15 protein-coding genes and 2 tRNA genes are annotated in these 16,020 nt (G+C 62.9%); 7 read left to right on the top strand and 10 right to left on the bottom strand.

Annotated features, from left to right (window positions below; all coding sequences use genetic code 11):
• Positions 1–96: 96 nt before the first annotated feature.
• From exoR to K8M09_RS07055, 5 genes are all read right to left on the bottom strand, one after another.
• A complete protein-coding gene (gene exoR / locus K8M09_RS07075) occupies positions 97–876 on the bottom strand; it encodes an exopolysaccharide production regulator ExoR (protein WP_407697079.1) in 780 nt (259 codons plus the stop codon).
• Positions 877–1,268: 392 nt separating this feature from the next.
• Entirely contained in the window at positions 1,269–2,555 is a 1,287-nt protein-coding gene (locus K8M09_RS07070; protein ID WP_160784632.1) for an OmpP1/FadL family transporter, read from the bottom strand.
• A 357-nt stretch (positions 2,556–2,912) separates the two neighbouring features.
• Positions 2,913–5,840 (bottom strand): valine--tRNA ligase, encoded by a 2,928-nt coding sequence (locus K8M09_RS07065; RefSeq protein ID WP_160784633.1) that lies wholly within the window; start codon positions 5,838–5,840, stop codon positions 2,913–2,915.
• A gap of 139 nt (positions 5,841–5,979) precedes the next feature.
• A complete protein-coding gene (locus K8M09_RS07060) occupies positions 5,980–6,708 on the bottom strand; it encodes a PopZ family protein (protein WP_160784634.1) in 729 nt (242 codons plus the stop codon).
• 267 nt (positions 6,709–6,975) lie between these two features.
• Positions 6,976–7,626, bottom strand: coding sequence for a protein-L-isoaspartate O-methyltransferase family protein (locus K8M09_RS07055; RefSeq protein WP_229342326.1), 651 nt, complete (start codon positions 7,624–7,626; stop codon positions 6,976–6,978).
• Positions 7,627–7,916: 290 nt separating this feature from the next.
• Here K8M09_RS07055 and exbB point away from each other — a divergent pair, with 290 nt between their 5' ends.
• The gene (gene exbB / locus K8M09_RS07050; protein ID WP_229342184.1) at positions 7,917–8,942 is read left to right on the top strand and encodes a tonB-system energizer ExbB; all 1,026 of its coding nucleotides are present in this window, start codon (positions 7,917–7,919) and stop codon (positions 8,940–8,942) included.
• A 4-nt stretch (positions 8,943–8,946) separates the two neighbouring features.
• Positions 8,947–9,375 carry a TonB system transport protein ExbD gene (gene exbD / locus K8M09_RS07045; protein ID WP_160784636.1) on the top strand — a complete coding sequence of 143 codons (429 nt, stop codon included), beginning with the start codon at positions 8,947–8,949 and terminating at the stop codon, positions 9,373–9,375.
• A 443-nt stretch (positions 9,376–9,818) separates the two neighbouring features.
• Here exbD and K8M09_RS07040 read toward each other — a convergent pair.
• Together K8M09_RS07040 and K8M09_RS07035 are read right to left on the bottom strand one after the other, a co-directional pair.
• Positions 9,819–9,892: transfer RNA gene (locus K8M09_RS07040), tRNA-Cys, on the bottom strand.
• Between the two features lie 124 nt (positions 9,893–10,016).
• On the bottom strand, positions 10,017–10,949 hold the full coding sequence (locus tag K8M09_RS07035; RefSeq protein WP_160784637.1) for a LysR family transcriptional regulator: 933 nt from the start codon (positions 10,947–10,949) through the stop codon (positions 10,017–10,019).
• Between the two features lie 82 nt (positions 10,950–11,031).
• On the opposite strand from K8M09_RS07035, the gene K8M09_RS07030 reads away from it, so the two are divergent.
• Positions 11,032–11,469, top strand: a complete 438-nt coding sequence (locus tag K8M09_RS07030) for a PACE efflux transporter (protein ID WP_160784638.1) — start codon at positions 11,032–11,034, stop codon at positions 11,467–11,469.
• Between the two features lie 126 nt (positions 11,470–11,595).
• Positions 11,596–11,919 carry an RcnB family protein gene (locus tag K8M09_RS07025; RefSeq protein ID WP_229342182.1) on the top strand — a complete coding sequence of 108 codons (324 nt, stop codon included), beginning with the start codon at positions 11,596–11,598 and terminating at the stop codon, positions 11,917–11,919.
• A gap of 52 nt (positions 11,920–11,971) precedes the next feature.
• On the opposite strand, the gene K8M09_RS07020 is transcribed toward K8M09_RS07025, so the two are convergent.
• Both K8M09_RS07020 and K8M09_RS07015 read right to left on the bottom strand, forming a co-directional pair.
• Positions 11,972–12,448: a DUF2938 domain-containing protein gene (locus K8M09_RS07020; RefSeq protein ID WP_160784639.1), complete on the bottom strand. Its 477-nt coding sequence runs from the start codon at positions 12,446–12,448 to the stop codon at positions 11,972–11,974.
• A gap of 66 nt (positions 12,449–12,514) precedes the next feature.
• Complete coding sequence (locus tag K8M09_RS07015) at positions 12,515–12,778, bottom strand: hypothetical protein (protein ID WP_229342180.1); 264 nt, start codon at positions 12,776–12,778, stop codon at positions 12,515–12,517.
• 185 nt (positions 12,779–12,963) lie between these two features.
• On the opposite strand from K8M09_RS07015, the gene K8M09_RS07010 reads away from it, so the two are divergent.
• Positions 12,964–13,038, top strand: a tRNA-Asn gene (locus K8M09_RS07010).
• Positions 13,039–13,154: 116 nt separating this feature from the next.
• Here K8M09_RS07010 and K8M09_RS07005 read toward each other — a convergent pair.
• Positions 13,155–13,361, bottom strand: a complete 207-nt coding sequence (locus K8M09_RS07005; protein WP_160784641.1) for a hypothetical protein — start codon at positions 13,359–13,361, stop codon at positions 13,155–13,157.
• A 224-nt stretch (positions 13,362–13,585) separates the two neighbouring features.
• Between K8M09_RS07005 and K8M09_RS07000 the strand changes: the two genes are divergently transcribed.
• Both K8M09_RS07000 and K8M09_RS06995 read left to right on the top strand, forming a co-directional pair.
• Positions 13,586–14,851 carry an SAM-dependent methyltransferase gene (locus K8M09_RS07000; RefSeq protein ID WP_160784642.1) on the top strand — a complete coding sequence of 422 codons (1,266 nt, stop codon included), beginning with the start codon at positions 13,586–13,588 and terminating at the stop codon, positions 14,849–14,851.
• Between the two features lie 123 nt (positions 14,852–14,974).
• Complete coding sequence (locus tag K8M09_RS06995) at positions 14,975–16,015, top strand: cysteine synthase A (protein WP_160784643.1); 1,041 nt, start codon at positions 14,975–14,977, stop codon at positions 16,013–16,015.
• Positions 16,016–16,020 lie beyond the last annotated feature (5 nt).

Here is a 16,020-nt window from a genome sequence, read left to right as displayed (position 1 = left end):
TCGAAAGGTCGCAGATGCTCGGGACAGGCCCGAGCATGACGAAAGAGGCGTGTCTTAAGGGACCTCGATAAACGGGTGGCCACGCCGCGCGTTGGCCTATTCGTCGGGATTGGCCCGGATATTCTGTGCGAGCGCGACGCCCTTGCGGCGGTCTGCCTCGCTGGCGACGGAGAAGGCTTCCTCCTGATTGGCCTGCAACCAGCCACAGTCCTTCGGCGGGCAATGGTCGAGGGCGGCCGTCATGAAGGCGAGGCCCCGGGCTGCATCGCCCTCCTGGAAGATGATATTGCCGAAGAGGCCCATGGCGCCGGCATGGCCCTTGCTGCGCGCCCGGTTCAGCCATTTCTTGGCCTGATGCACGCTGACGGAACCACCCTCGCCCGTCAGCATCATGCGACCGAGCTGGAACTGGGCTTCGGGAATACCGAAGGCGGAAGCGGCCTGGAAATAGAGCTGGCGCGCCTGCGTAAGATCGATCTTGACGGGGCTGTCGGGAATGCCGCGACGGTAGTAGCTGGCGAGCGCGATCAGCGCATTGGCGAAGTAGCCCGTATCCTCGGAACCCGGCTCGACGCCGGCCTGGGCGATCTCGCTATAGATCTTGAAAGCCTCGAGATCGTTCTCCGGCACGCCGTCGCCATCGGCATACATGTTGGCAAGCGCCCAGCGCGAGCCGGTATGGCCCTTTTCCGCCGCGTAGCGATAGGCCTCGACGGCATCGCCCTTGCGTCCCTCCTTGTAGGAGAAGAACCCGAACTTGAAGAGGTCGAACGGACCGCTCTCCTTGCTGACACCGGACTGCGGATCGAATGCGAGGGCCTGGGGCGCCATCCAGGAAGACAGCGAAAGGCAAAGGCCCATTACCACTACTTTCATCGGCATCAACTCGGACTTGGGCATCAGGTCTACAATTCCGCGCCTCGCCTTCTTCCCTGCGCCATGCCGGAAGCGCACACGTCCCGTGCGGTCGTCCGACAGTTCCGGCAGCAATGACATCGGCTGGCTCATCGTTTCCTTGGCGTGGTTCCACGCGTCTACATGTCCCTATCGCTGCGCCCCGTTTGTGGCGGGAAATGGACATTTGGACGCCTGCCTATGGGTGTAGCAAACTCTGGAAAACAATGTGTTGCGATTCCGTCACATATTTTCAGGCATCGCTGTGATTTCCCCATTAGAGAGGCCGAATAGCAAGGAAACGTTAACCAAGAAAAAGGGCCCGGCGGTGACGCCAGGCCCGATTCCAACTCTTCAGAGACGCATCTCGCCGATCAGAACTTGACCTTCAGCGAGGTCGAGATTGCCGATACGAGGTCATCGCCGAAGTCATAGGACGCGCGCTGTCCATATGTACGACCATCCCTGACGGTCGCGCCGGACGAACCGCTCGTCAGCACACCAAGAGCGCCGGCAATGCGGAATTCGACATTCTCGGTCGCGGCATAAGATACACCGGCACCAACGGTCCAGGTATCCGTATGCGTGCCCACACCCGTGCTCACGCCTCGGTCCCAGGTCAGGCTCAGAGCGCCGCTCCACTTGTCATTGAACTTGTGGCCGACGCCGCCACTGACCGTCCAGCCGTCACGGTAAAGCAGGTCGATTGAGGTAAGCTCCTTATTCGTTCCGCCCGTTGGAAGACCGGGAGTGCAAGGCCCCGTTCCCTTGGCGCAGAACGGAATGCTCTGGAGTTGGCTCCAATCGGTCCACTTGACCGAGCCGAAAGCCAGCCAATCAGGGGCGATACCTGTCTGGAACTTGAATTCAAGCGCGTCCGGCAGACTGACGTTGCCGTAAACCGGGAGAATTTTTCCAAACGGGGTACCTGGCATTGCCGGGAGCTGCGACAAGTTCAGAGTGCCGCTAAGGTTATCCAGATCGACAGCGCTGTTATAGACGAGGCTTGTACGCAATGCGTATTCCTCGATTTCATAGGCGATGCCCGCACGCCACCCCCAACCACTTCCTTCCATGTCAAGGCGCCCTACGCCGATCTGCGAAGACACCGGAGCACCGAGATACGCCGCAAGTCGCTCCTGAAAGCCCGAAACTTCCTGATAGAAACCGCCACCGATCACGCGTAGCTTCCCCGGCCCTACATCAAAAGAGTAGGAGCATGTTGTTGCATAGTTTTCGACGTCGATCTTGGTCTCTATATTTTCGTTGGCGCCGGCCCAGTTGGCCCCCTGATTCAGATGGGCACCCCATGGTTCGGAATAGTCCGCCATGCAGTTGACGGCATCACCGATCGAAGCCTTGAAGCCGATCCGCGGAACCCAGTACCCTTCAGTAGCACCAATGCCGCTGCTTGGGCGACTGTTCACATTGCCGTCTCCGCCGGGCGTAACCCCGGGAGTCCCGGTATTGCTATCGCGCACATTGTTCAGCTTGCGCTGCGGGTTGACATAGGTAACAGCCGCTTCCGCCGCATAGTCCGAAGGATCGAACAGCAGATCGATATTGTAGCCGCCACGCTCCAGACCACCCGCATGAGCGGACGTGGCCGCCAGGAGCGAGACCGCCGCCATCGCGCCGAGGCCAAGTTTATTCTTACGCATGAAATCCTCCCCTGCGAAATCCCGGCGCAAACTACAGTTTCCTCGTCCTGCGCCTATCCGAAATGGACTATCGAAGACCCGCGCCGGCTTGGCAAACCCCACTTCTTGTCCGTGATTTGCGGGAAGCATTCATTAAATTACGTAAGATTTTTCTGAAGCCCCTCAACACTCAGTGCAACTGAAATAGAATTCTCCGGAAATTGACATAACGGGATAAATTTGGAATTATTTTGCACACCATCACAATCATGTCACATTCTGGACACAACCGAAATTTTGCAGGCCTATCCGCGAATAGAAAACCGCGCCGGGGCTTCCGGCGCGGTTTTCAGGGCTTCCAGCGGTGAAAGCGGAGAATCAGCCCGCTTCGCTAACGCGGGCGAGCGCCACCGAGAGACTTGCAAGCTGCTGATCCAACTCGGCCATGCGCTCGCGCTCGGCCTCGACCACCTCTGGCTTGGCGTTGGCGACGAACTTTTCGTTCGACAGCTTGCCTTGGATGCGCGCGGCTTCCGCCTTCGCCTTGTCGATCGCCTTTTCGAGGCGGGCCTTTTCGGCGGCCAGATCGATCAGGGTGCCGAGCGGCAGGCAGGCGGTCGCTTCGCCGACGACGATCTGCGCCGCGCCCTTCGGTGCGGCATCCTCAAGACGAATATCCGCAACGCGGGCGAGGCGGCGGATCGCCGAATCGTGCGTGGCGAGACGCGCCTTCGTCAGCGCGTTGGCGCCCACGACGACGAGCGGAGCCGTCGCGCTCGGCGGCACGTTCATCTCGGCGCGGACGGAACGGATGCCGGTGACGAGATCGACCAGCCAGTTGATCTCGTCGGCCGCAGCGTCGTCCGCATAGGCCGGCGACGGCCAGGAAGCGTGGCAGATCATGCTGTCGCGCGTCGTGCCCTCGCCGGCGGTATGCGCCCACAGCTCTTCCGTCATGAAGGGCATGAAGGGGTGGAGGAGCTTGTAGGTCTCTTCCAGCACATAGGCCGCGCAGGCCTGCGATTCCGCCTTGGCGGCCTCGTCCTCGCCGCTGAAGACCGGCTTCAGCAATTCGAGATACCAGTCGCAGAACTGGTTCCAGACGAAGCGGTAGAGTGTGCCGGCCGCATCGTTGAAGCGGTAGGTCTCGATGGCCTCGGTGACGTCGCGCGCCGTGCGGGCAAGCTCAGTCAGGATCCAGCGGTTGATCGTCAGCGACGCCGTCTCCGGCACGAACTTCGGATCGGCCTTCACGCCGTTCATTTCGGCAAAGCGCGTGGCGTTCCACAGCTTGGTGCCGAAGTTGCGGTAGCCGGCGATGCGGGCCGGGTCGAGCTTCACGTCGCGGCCCTGCGCGGCCATGATGGCCAGCGTGAAGCGCAGCGCGTCCGCGCCGTATTCGTCGATCAGCTCGAGCGGGTCGATGACGTTGCCCTTCGACTTCGACATCTTCTGCCCGTTCTTGTCACGCACCAGCGCGTGGACATAGACGGTGTGGAACGGCTCGACCGGATTGCCGAACTCGTCCTTCATGAAGTGCAGGCCCATCATCATCATGCGGGCGACCCAGAAGAAGATGATGTCGAAGCCGGTGACGAGGACGTCGGTCTGGTAATATTTCTCCAGTTCCCTCGTCTGCTCCGGCCAGCCGAGCGTCGAGAACGGCCAGAGCGCGGAGGAAAACCAGGTGTCGAGCACGTCTTCGTCGCGCGTCAGGATTTCACCCGGCGCGAAGTTCTCCAGCTTCTCCTCGACCCAGGCCTTCCAGGGGCCTTCGTGGGCGATGTAGTGCTGGATGGCGGCGTGCAGCGCCTCCTCCTCGGTCTTCTCCACGAAGACCTGTCCATCCGGACCGTACCAGGCCGGAATCTGATGGCCCCACCAGAGCTGGCGCGAGATGCACCACGGCTCGATGTTCTCCATCCACTCGAAGTAGGTCTTTTCCCAGTTCTTCGGAACGAAGTTCGTGCGCCCCTCGCGGACGGAGGCGATGGCGGGCTTGGCCAGCGTCGCGGCATCGGCAAACCACTGGTCGGTCAGCATCGGCTCGATGACGACGCCGGAGCGGTCGCCGAAGGGCTGCATGACCTTCTTGTTCTCGACATAGGGAACGTCGTTGCCCTCGGCGTCCTTCACCGTAACGGCGAGGCCCTCGGCATTGATCGCGTCAACGATGCGCTTGCGCGCCTCATAGCGGTCGAGACCGCGATACTCGTCGGGCACGAGGTTGATGTCGTCGACCTCCGCCTCGCTGGGCACATGACCCGACTTCGCAATCTCCAGCGCCTGTGCGGCATAGACGGCATAGGCCTCACCGTCAGCGCGCATGGCGGCGCGCGTGTCCATCAGCCGGTAAAGCGGGATGTTGTTGCGGCGGGCGACCTGGTAGTCGTTAAAGTCGTGCGCGCCGGTGATCTTGACCGCGCCGGAGCCGAAATCCTTCTCCGGATATTCGTCGGTGATGATCGGGATGAGGCGGCGATGCTCCTTCGGGCCGACCGGGATCTCGCAGAGCTTGCCGACGATCGGCGCGTAACGCTCGTCGGACGGGTGGACGGCGACAGCACCGTCGCCCAGCATCGTCTCGGGACGGGTGGTGGCGATGGAGATGTAGTCGCGCTCCTCCTGGAAGACGATGTTACCGTCCGCGTCCTTCTCGACATAGGTATAGGTGGCCCCGTCGGCGAGCGGGTACTTGAAGTGCCACATGTGGCCGTCGACTTCCCTGTTCTCGACCTCGAGATCGGAAATCGCCGTCTCGAACTTCGGATCCCAGTTGACCAGCCGCTTGCCGCGATAGATCAGGCCTTCCTTGTAGAGCGAGACGAAGACTTCGAGCACGGCTTCGGAAAGCCCCTCATCCATGGTGAAGCGCTCGCGCGACCAGTCGCAGGAAGCGCCGAGGCGCTTCAACTGGTTGAAGATCAGGCCGCCCGATTCCGCCTTCCACTCCCAGACCTTCTCGATGAAGGCCTCACGGCCCATCTCGCGGCGGCCGGGAAGCTTTTCGGCGGCAAGCTTGCGCTCGACGACCATCTGGGTCGCGATGCCGGCATGGTCCATGCCCGGCTGCCACAGCACGTCCTTGCCGCGCATGCGCTCGAAGCGGACCATGATGTCCTGAAGCGTGTTGTTGAGGGCGTGGCCCATATGCAGCGAGCCGGTCACGTTCGGCGGCGGGATGACGATGGTGAAGGTCTCGGCGCCGGGCTTTGCACCCTCGCCGGCGCGGAAGGCGTCCGCGTCGTCCCACATCTTGGCAATTCGCGGCTCGACCGCTGCGGAATCATAGTTTTTTTCAAGCATTTTCGTGCGTGGCCTGCTGTTTGTCGGTGGGGTTTGTAAACCGGATGGCCGGCATGGAGTCAACAATATCAGAAGAAAAGCCGCACCGGGGGTTCCGGTGCGGCTCAATTCATTTTTCCTTGAGGAAGAGAGGCGTCGCTCAGCGGCGCGGGCCGCGCGCCACCCGCTCGATCTCTTCACGCACCAGCCGCTCGACCAGCGTCGGCAGGTTGTCGTCGAGCCATTCCTGCAGCATCGGGCGCAGCATGTCCTCGGCGATCTCGTCGAAGGAGCGGCGCGGGCCGGCATCGATGGCCTCGGCCAGCGCGCCGAAGGACTGCGCCACACGCTCGCCGACAGCCGGTGAAATGAGCGCAGCGATATCGCGGCCGGCCGCGATCGGCTCGACAACGGCCTGAACAGGCGCGGCGACCACCGCTTCCTCGATGGCAGGCTCGACCGTTTCGATGAGAGCCGGGCGGCTCGTCTCGCTCAGGCGGACCGCGATGAGCGGGCTTTCCTCGTGCGCCGGCTCCGGCTCGATGGCGACAGGCTCGGCATTCTCCCGGTTGGCGGCGACATGGCGCTCGGAGGCGGCGCGCACGCGCGCGGCGACATCGGCCAGCGACAGGGCCGGCTGGCCGCCCTGCCCCGGCTCGCTCCGCTGGAACGACGGCGCGGCGGCGCGCTGCTCTTCCGAATGGAAGCGGTCGACCACGGCGGGATGATCCATGAGGCTCGCATGGCTCTCGGTGGTGATGGCAAAGCCCTCGTCCTCGCCGGCATCGGCGGCAAGGTCAGGCTGCGCCTCGTTGTTTTCGATGATCTTGCGGATCGACGCCAGGATCTCATCCATGGACGGTTCACGCGCTACATTCGGCTGAGCCATTTCTATCCCCGTTCTCTGCGGCGTCCGCAGCCAGCCCCTTGTTCAGCGCAATTCCCGATGCAAAACCGCTATGCACGTTTGCTGGAGATGCTCCGGAGCCATGCCCGACATCCCGAAAACCCTAGGCGAGTTCGGCGGCGAACTAAATCGCTGCGAATCATAATGCCATGAGTGATGCACAGATTTGTTTGCGCTGCCAAGGGCAACGAAAAAGACCCGCCGCTTGAAGCGGACGGGCCTTCGGATTTCATGCTGCGTGCAGCGCTGTCAGAAGACGAATTCCTTCGCCTTGCGGAAGCCCGGCAGCGGCTTGACGGCCGTGTTGAAGGCATTGCGCTCGGCCACGCGGCCGCCCTCCTTGATATAGAGGCGCGCCTGCGAGGCGTTGCCGTAGCCTTCGACCACGACGAGGCGGCCGCCATCGCGAAGCTGCGCGAACAGCGCTTCCGGCACGAACTCGACCGCGCCATGCACGAAGACGGCGTCGTAAGGCGCCTCCGGAGCGTATCCGCCCTCGAGATCGCCGGTGACGACGGCGACATTGTCATAGCCGAGGCTGGCAAGGGTTTCCGTCGCGCTCGCGGCAAGTTCCGCGTCGCTTTCCAGCGCCACGACCGAACTGCCGAGCTTCGACAGGATCGCCGAGGCGTAACCGCTGCCGCAGCCGACTTCCAGCACGATGTCGCCCGGTGCGATATCGGCGAGCTGGATCAACTTGGCGAGCGGCGACGGCTCCATGAGGAAGCGGCCGGGCGCAAGCTGGATGTCATTATCGATATAGGCGAGCGGCTTTACGGCCGCGGGCACGAATTCCTCGCGCGGAACCGTCAGGAAGGCGTCGAGCACCTCGTGCGACGTCACATCCGTCGTACGGATCTGGTTGTCCACCATCTTCGTGCGCGCTGCTTTGTAGTCAATCATCTCTGGCCCTTAGAATAAAACGGCGAAGACCGGCGCAAAGGCCCGGCCCGTGCCGGGTGCGTCGCAATTCTCTTAGTGCGGTTTCGGGGCGGGTGTCCATAGGCGGCAGGCGGTTGCGCGCAAAAAGCGCGCCCTGTGATTTCCCGCGTTATCATGAATAAATTACTCAACATATCATTGCCTGCGCCGGGCATAATGTCGTATTGAGCACGGAGGTTTCAGGGAGCCGCGCGCCCTGTCTTTCAAACGGGCGTCGCCCGAACTGCGACATGCAAGAGGAATATGCCGTGCTGAAACGGTCTCGACTGTACTTTGCGATCATCCTGATGGGGCTTGCCGCCCCGCACGCCGTTTCGGCGCAGACACAGGAGACCCCCGCGGTCCAGACGGACAGCCAGCCGGAAGCCGGACAATCCACGACGGGCACGGCGACAGGCGCCGGCACGACGACGGACACGACATCGCGTCCGACGACCGTCGAAAACGAAGCCGGTGCATCGACCACCCCGGCGAGCGCCGCCGAAACCGGCACGGCTCCAGCCGATGACGACGCGGTAGCGCTCGATACGGCCGGCGAGCGGCAGGCAGGCCTTCCGCACGATCTTTCCCCGTGGGGCATGTTCATGGCGGCCGATATCGTCGTCAAGGGCGTGATGATCGGCCTTGCCTTCGCTTCGGTCGTCACCTGGACCGTCCTGCTCGTCAAGCTTGCCGAACTCGGCGGCGCGCAGCGCTCGGCCAGCCGGGCCGTGCGCCAGCTCACCGCGGCCCGCGGCCTTGAGGACGGCGAGGACGCCATCGGCGGCAACCGCGGCGTCGTCGGCCGCATGACGCGCGCGGCGCGCGACGAGATGGAAGCCTCGGAAGCCGTGCTCGACCATGTCTCCGACGGCGGCGTGAAGGAGCGCATCGCCTCGCGCCTCACCCGCATGGAAGTGCATGCCGGGCGGCGCATCGCCAAGGGCACCGGCCTTCTCGCCACCATCGGCTCGACCGCGCCCTTCGTGGGCCTGTTCGGCACCGTCTGGGGCATCATGAACTCGTTCATCGGCATCTCGAAGGCACAGACCACCAATCTCGCCATCGTCGCCCCCGGCATCGCCGAAGCCCTTCTGGCGACGGCCATCGGCCTCGTCGCCGCCATCCCCGCCGTGGTGATCTACAATTTCCTCGCCCGCGCCATCACCGGCTACCGCCAGAACCTCGCGGACGCCTCCGCCGCCATCGAGCGGCTTGCCAGCCGCGATCTCGACGTGCGCCGCGCCATGCGCCATCCCGCGCAGCGCGCCGAGCGCGTCGCCAAGGCCGGGTGACGCCATGGCCGGCAAGATCAAGGAAGGTATCGGCGACGACCTCGAGGAGAACAGCGAAATCAACGTGACGCCGTTCATCGACGTCATGCTGGTTCTGCTCATCATCTTCATGGTGGCCGCGCCGCTCGCCACCGTCGACATCAATGTCGACCTGCCCTCCTCCGTCGCCCAGCCGACGCCGCGCGAGGACAAGCCGGTCTTCATGACGCTGAAGAAGGACCTGACGGTCTCCATCGGCAATGGCGAGATCGCGCGCGACAATTTCGGCCCGGCGCTCGACGCCGTGACGGAAGGCAACAAGGACGCCCGCATCCTTCTGCGCGCCGACAAGGCCGTGGACTACGGCAGCGTCATGGATGTGATGAACCTCCTGCGCGGCGCCGGCTACGGCAAGATCGCCCTTGTGGGCCTCGAAGGCGCTCCCGCGCAATAGTGTCGGGAAGGCTCTTGTCTATGAAACGGTAGCTACAAACACAGGGTGTTGCGAACCGTAAGCTCCTCGTTACTTCGTCCTCCCGACAACAGAGGCGCGAAGACCAAGCGTGATCGATTCGCAGGATCGAGACATCCGACGTTTGGAACACCAGCAGATATTAGTTTTCTAAAGAAGATAGTCGTGCACGTGCATCGGCAACTCGCACAAAGGAGAGCAGTTTCGCCGATGGGCGACCCCAATCTCCAGCGGAATAGCGAGTTGAACGGACCTTCGGTAAACAAGGGACACAAACGAACGGCTGGCAAAACTAACGCGATGTGGGTCTATTTTCACGGTCGCAGCCGTGTGAAAGTCGATCATCACCAAACCGCAGACGCACGAAGCGGCACCCCGCACGCAGCACTTTAAAGCGACATATATCCGCGCCTGTCGGGAGAAGGTGGAGGCCTCGCCGAGAATCGAACTCGGGTGCAAGGATTTGCAGTCCTCTGCGTCACCACTCCGCCACGAGGCCATCCGTTTTGCTATAAAGCGTGTGGTGACGGGCGTTTAGAACGAATTTAGAAAGGGCGCAAGGGCATTCGTTGCGAATGCCAAGCTTTTTTACCGGCCAACGTCACACCACTATCCGAAGACGATCACATCACCGTAACCACATCCGCCAGACGCGGAATATCCTCTATCTCCCCGCTGCGAATCCCGGTCGCCGCGAACTGTTCGCGCAGCCATAAGGCGGCGGGGCCGGCGGGGCGCTGCTTGTTCCAGATGAGTTCGAGCGCGACGGGGTGAGCGCCGCCGTCGAATTGCAGCGATGGCGTCGCCAGTTCGGGCGCGAGCGGGGAATTGGCCAGAATATGCGCGGGAATCAGCGCCCAGCCGATGCCCCTCTGCAATATCTGCAGGATGACCCAATGGCTGCCGACCCACCAGACCTCGGCCGCCACGCGCAGGCGATGGGTTTCCGCCCCGTCGCTGCGCTTCGTCACCATGATCTGGCGGTGGCGGCGCAGTTCCTCCCAGGTGACGGGCGTCGTAGCCAAAGGATGGCCGCGCCCGCAGACGAGGATGAGCGGCACCCAGCCGATGGTGTGAAAACCGAGCGCCGGCGGCAGGTCCTCCTCCCGCCATGTCACGCCGAGATCGGCCTTGCCCTCGAGCACCAGTCCCGCGATATCCCGCGTGGACGGAAAGGAAAGCTCCAGCTCGACATGGGGGAATCGCTCGGCGAAAGCCGCGAACAGCGCACCGACGGCCGGTTCGGGGTAGAGTTCGTCGACGGCCACGGCAAGCCGTGTCTCCACCCGCCTCTCGAAACTCCTGGCAACGCCGATCAGGTGCTCGCGGCGGTCGAGGATGAGGCTCGCCTCGGCCAGCAGCCGCTTGCCGGCTTCCGTCAGCGTCGGATTGCGCGTGGCGCGGCTGAACAGCCTGACGCCGAGATCGTCCTCCAGCGAGGAGACGAGCAGGCTGACGGCCGACTGCGCCTTGCGCAGGTGCCGCGCGGCGGCCGAGAAGGAACCCTGTTCCGCGGCGGCGACGAACGCCTCCAATTGGTCGAGCGAGACCGGCATCTATCGTAATTCCAGATAGTATCTAACTTTTCTCTGCCAGAATATCAGATAGAAGTATCGCCAACAACGTCGAGGAAAACACATGCGTACCTTCAGCGATCGTGTCCGGCATGCGATCATGTTCGAGATCATCGGCCTTGCGGTCTTCACGCCGGGCGCCGCCTTCCTGTTCGACCAGCCTATCGGACATATGGGCGTCATCGGCGTCGTCTCGGCGACCGCGGCGACGGTCTGGAATTTCGTCTTCAACCTGGGATTCGACCGCACGATGCTGCGCCTTCGCGGCAGCGTGATGAAGACGATGCCGATCCGCGTGCTTCATACGGTGCTGTTCGAACTGGGCCTGATCGCCATCCTCATCCCGTTCATCGCCTGGTATCTCGGCATCGGGCTGCTGACGGCGCTCGTTCTGGACCTGACGGTGGTCGCCTTCTACCTGGTCTATGCCTTCGTCTTCAACATCGTCTACGACTGGGCATTCCCGATTCCGCAGACGCCGCTGCCTCACCCTACGTCATGAGACGGCCGCCACAAAGTGAACATAGGAATTAACATACTGTTTTCATTACAGCATTGTAATGTTTCATTCAGTTTTCATTCATCAGATCCGCCCTAGGTTCCTCGCATCGACAACGAGGAACCGACCATGAAAGTCCTGACCCGAACCCTTCTTGCCGCCGTTGCACTTTCCTTTGCCGCCGCGCCGATGGCGCAGGCCCAGCAGCATTACGGCAACGACCGCAAGCCCGGCTATTCCTCCTCCTGGGACAAGCACGGCGCCAGACGGCACCATGACTGGCGCAAGGGCGAGCGCTATTCCGACTGGAAGCGCCGTCCGCCCGTCCGCGACTACCATCGCCACGGCCTGCGCAAGCCCGGTCGCGGCCAGCAATGGGTGAAGGTGGACGACAGCTACCTGCTGATGAGCGTCGCCACGGGCCTCATCCTCGGCATCGCCGCAGCCCGCTAAACGCAAAACGCCACCGCGCCCTGTGCCCGGTGGCGTTTTTTTTCGGGTGCGCTCAGGCGATCAGCAGGGCCGTACCGTAAAGACCCAGCGCGAAGACCGTGTGGGAAATGAGGTTGAACACCCTCACCGTGCTGGCGTTCGGCAACTTCGAGGCGGCAACGCCGAGGCCAAGGCCGGGTTGCAGCAGGAACCAGCCGGCCCCCACCGTCACCAGGCCGAGAATCCAGGCCGGCAGGAAGGTGGGCGATGCGAACCAGTCCGCGCCCGCAAGCAGCGCCAGAATCACACCATAGAGAATGCCAACCGCATAATGGCCGATCCAGCCGAGCGCGTGTTCATGCGCATAGGGTTCGGCCTTCGCGATGTCATTGTGAAAGACGGTGCCATTCTTCAGGTGCCAGAACCAGCGCCCCACCGGCCCCCAGTTGGGCCGCGCCTGACGGAAAACCTTCCAGAGGAACACCGCCCACAGATCCATGAGCACCGTCGCGCCGATTCCGATCGCGACACCCTTCAGCAGCAGTTCCATGCAGGTCCCTCACCCGAAATCGTTGCAAGGGGTTAGAGCAGGTCCGCCGGCGCGAGGCAACGGGACTCAGCGCGCATTGCGCCGGGCCTTGCGCGTCGCCCACCAGACGGCGAGGCGGCGGCGCTGGCGGCGTACATAGGGAGAATCGTGCGAAAGCACGAGCAGACCGAGCGGCACCATCCAGAATCCGAGCACCGGCAGGAAGCCGAGCAGGCCGCCGCAGACGAGAAGCACGCCGATGGCGGTGCGCGACCAGCGCGATTCCGGCAGTTTCATGCGGAACGAACCGATCACGATCTCCCGCGTGCGGGGATCGATCCCGAAATGCATATTTGTTTTCCGCGCCGTCATTCACCGCTCTTTTCGCTGCAAAGCCCGGTTTTCCAAGGCTCTTCCTTCTCCCAGTTGGAGACTTCTCCACAATCAATCAAGTCTGGTGCATTTTTTTGTCAAAAAGCGCTTGGCAAATCGATCCAGCATTTGTATTACGCGCTCACTCCGCAGCGAGCGGATGATCCCTGGTAGCTCAGCGGTAGAGCATTCGACTGTTAATCGACAGGTCGCCGGTTCGAATCCGGCCCGGGGAGCCAGATTTTGAAGGGCTGCGCTGAATAGCGCGGCCCTTCTGCTTTTCAGCCCAAGGCGCGAAAAACCAATCTTCCGATCTTGCCTCGACGTCAGCCCGCCCTTCGGGCGTGCCTTTACTTCAGGGGATCATGCCCGCGCCGGTCTGACCGGCGGCGCGCGTCGTGCCGTAGTCCCGCTCGTGGGCGGTGCGGCGGAAAGGCTGGCTGCGGTCGCGCGGGCGGGCGGAGGCATCGCTCAGCGGCGTTCCGACGACGCCGTCCGCATAGGTTCCGGTGGCGATGTCATCGTCGTTGGTGGGGGTGGCCTGAAAAAGTCCGAAAAGCATCGCGGTGTCTCCAGTTTCCGTCCAAACGGGCGCGCAGCCATTCCGTTCCGCAACGCGCCGGATAGACGCAAAATTAACCATGCTTGCTAACAGTTCGTTAAAAGCCGCCCCTTTCACGGCCGGGCCGGCCAATTTTTTGATCCGACCTGTCACGATTCACGACTTGGCGTTCACGCCCATTGCGGCTAGCCTTCCCCAGCGTCGGGTTGACAGAGGGGCAATCGATGACGACTGAAATGACTTCAGGAACGGCGTTTGCGGGCCATGGGCGGCTGACGGCAGAGAATTTCCCGACCCGCACGAAGGGACTGCCCTTGCGCGCCCGGATGGTCCTTCGCGGGCTGCTCAGCCTCGAAGCCGGCATATTGGCGATGACGATACCGGGCGGACAGACGTTCGTGATCGCCGGCAGCACCCCCGGTCCGCATGCCGCGGTGACGCTCCATAACTGGAACCTCGTGCATCGCGCCGTCAGCGGCGGCGCGATCGGTGTCGCGGAAACCTATATGGACGGCGACTGGGAAAGCCCGGATGCCGGCGCCTTTCTCGAACTCGTCCTGATCAACACGAAGGTCGTGCGCAACTATACGAACGGCCCGCGCGGTCTCTTCCTGCTGGTCGAGAAATTCCGCCACTGGCTGAACGCCAACACCCGCCGCGGCTCCCAGCGCAACATCGCGGCGCATTACGATCTCGGCAACGCCTTCTACTCCCAATGGCTCGACCCGACGATGACCTATTCCTCCGCGCTCTATTCGCGCGGCGCGAACGACCTCACCTCCGCGCAGGTCGCAAAATATCGCGCGCTGGCCGAGGCGACGGGAATCGGCCCCGGCGACCACGTGCTGGAGATCGGCTGCGGCTGGGGCGGCTTTGCGGAATTCGCGGCTGGCGAGATCGGCTGCAAGGTCACGGGCCTGACCATCAGCCGCGAGCAGCTCGCCTTTGCCCGCGAGCGCATGGCCAAGGCCGGCCTTGCCGACCGGGTGGAGCTGAAGTTCCAGGACTACCGCGACGAGACCGGCACCTATGACCGCATCGTCTCCATCGAGATGTTCGAGGCGGTGGGCGAAAAATACTGGCCGGCCTATTTCTCCAAGCTGCACGAATGTCTCAAGCCCGGCGGACGGGCAGGCCTGCAGATCATCACCATTCTTCAGGAAGCCTATGCGGAATACCGGGCCAATCCGGATTTCATCCAGAAATATGTCTTCCCCGGCGGCATGCTGCCGACCCGCGAGCACCTCTCCTCATTGGGGCGGCAGTTCGGCCTGTCGACGGCTTCCGACATGGGCTTCGGCCACGACTATGCCCGCACCCTCGCCGAATGGCGGCACCGCTTCCGCGCCGCCTGGGAGCGCATCGTGCCGCTCGGCTTCGACGAGCGCTTCCGCAAGCTCTGGGAATTCTACTTCTATTATTGCGAGGCGGGTTTTCGTGCGGAAAACATCGATGTGCGGCAGGTGGTCTACACGCGGCCCCTCGCCTGAGGCCTCCGGTGGAAAAAATCGCTCCGGAAGCCCTTTCACAAGAAACAGGATTTCTTGCAAAGCGGCGCTTGCAGGCGGAAAAGACGTTTTCAGTCTAGGTACATAATGCGAGGCCCGTCTGCCATGTCCATTCTTCCGTCCGTCCTCGATGCAATCGGCAACACGCCGCTGATCCGCCTCAAGGGCGCGTCGGAGGCGACGGGCTGCGAAATCCTCGGCAAGGCGGAATTCCTGAACCCCGGCCAGTCGGTGAAGGACCGCGCGGCGCTCTCCATCATCCGCGCGGCCGAACGCTCCGGCGCGCTGCGTCCGGGCGGCGTCATCGTCGAAGGCACGGCGGGCAATACGGGCATCGGCCTTGCGCTGGTGGCGCAGGCGCTCGGCTATCGCACCGTCATCGTCATTCCCGAGACGCAGAGCCAGGAAAAGAAGGACGCGCTGCGCCTGCTCGGCGCGGAACTGGTCGAGGTGCCGGCCGTTCCCTACAAGAACCCGAACAATTACGTAAAACTTTCCGGCCGCCTCGCCGAGCAGCTTGCGAAGACCGAGCCGAACGGCGCGATCTGGGCCAACCAGTTCGACAACGTCGCCAACCGCGACGCGCATATCGAGACGACCGCGCCGGAAATCTGGCGCGACACGAACGGCAAGGTCGACGGCTTCGTCTCGGCCGTCGGTTCGGGCGGCACGCTTGCTGGCGTCGCCGCCGGCCTTCGCGCGAAGAACCCGAACATCAAGATCGCCCTTGCCGACCCGGACGGCGCGGCGCTCTACAGCTACTACGAGAACGGTGAGCTGAAATCCTCCGGCAGCTCGATCACCGAGGGCATCGGCCAGGGCCGCATCACGGCCAATCTCGAAGGCTTCACGCCGGACTATGCCTACAATATCCCGGATTCGGAGGCGGTTCCGTTGGTCTTCGACCTCATCGAGAACGAGGGCATCGCCGTCGGCGGCTCCTCGGGCATCAATATCGCGGGCGCGATCCGCCTTGCGAAGGATCTCGGCCCCGGCCACACGATCGTGACGATCCTCTGCGACTATGCTAACCGCTATCAGTCCAAACTCTTCAACCCGGACTTCCTCGATTCGAAGGGCCTGCCGGTTCCAGGCTGGCTGAAGGCGAAATCGGGGATCAAGGTCCCCTATCAGCCGGTCGAATAGGTTCC

The organism is Shinella zoogloeoides, from assembly GCF_020883495.1.
Lineage (GTDB): Bacteria > Pseudomonadota > Alphaproteobacteria > Rhizobiales > Rhizobiaceae > Shinella > Shinella zoogloeoides.
Note: the sequence above shows the minus strand (reverse complement) of the source record. Positions and strands in the feature narration are given on the sequence as shown.

Excerpts from the sequence above, each read along its gene's own strand:
- exoR (WP_407697079.1), bottom strand. The coding sequence starts at position 876 with ATGAAAGTAGTGGTAATGGGCCTTTGCCTTTCGCTGTCTTCCTGGATG.
- K8M09_RS07070 (WP_160784632.1), bottom strand. The coding sequence starts at position 2,555 with ATGCGTAAGAATAAACTTGGCCTCGGCGCGATGGCGGCGGTCTCGCTC.
- K8M09_RS07065 (WP_160784633.1), bottom strand. The coding sequence starts at position 5,840 with ATGCTTGAAAAAAACTATGATTCCGCAGCGGTCGAGCCGCGAATTGCC.
- K8M09_RS07060 (WP_160784634.1), bottom strand. The coding sequence starts at position 6,708 with ATGGCTCAGCCGAATGTAGCGCGTGAACCGTCCATGGATGAGATCCTG.
- exbD (WP_160784636.1), top strand. The coding sequence starts at position 8,947 with ATGGCCGGCAAGATCAAGGAAGGTATCGGCGACGACCTCGAGGAGAAC.
- K8M09_RS07035 (WP_160784637.1), bottom strand. The coding sequence starts at position 10,949 with ATGCCGGTCTCGCTCGACCAATTGGAGGCGTTCGTCGCCGCCGCGGAA.
- K8M09_RS07030 (WP_160784638.1), top strand. The coding sequence starts at position 11,032 with ATGCGTACCTTCAGCGATCGTGTCCGGCATGCGATCATGTTCGAGATC.
- K8M09_RS07025 (WP_229342182.1), top strand. The coding sequence starts at position 11,596 with ATGAAAGTCCTGACCCGAACCCTTCTTGCCGCCGTTGCACTTTCCTTT.
- K8M09_RS07020 (WP_160784639.1), bottom strand. The coding sequence starts at position 12,448 with ATGGAACTGCTGCTGAAGGGTGTCGCGATCGGAATCGGCGCGACGGTG.
- K8M09_RS07015 (WP_229342180.1), bottom strand. The coding sequence starts at position 12,778 with ATGCATTTCGGGATCGATCCCCGCACGCGGGAGATCGTGATCGGTTCG.
- K8M09_RS07005 (WP_160784641.1), bottom strand. The coding sequence starts at position 13,361 with ATGCTTTTCGGACTTTTTCAGGCCACCCCCACCAACGACGATGACATC.
- K8M09_RS07000 (WP_160784642.1), top strand. The coding sequence starts at position 13,586 with ATGACGACTGAAATGACTTCAGGAACGGCGTTTGCGGGCCATGGGCGG.
- K8M09_RS06995 (WP_160784643.1), top strand. The coding sequence starts at position 14,975 with ATGTCCATTCTTCCGTCCGTCCTCGATGCAATCGGCAACACGCCGCTG.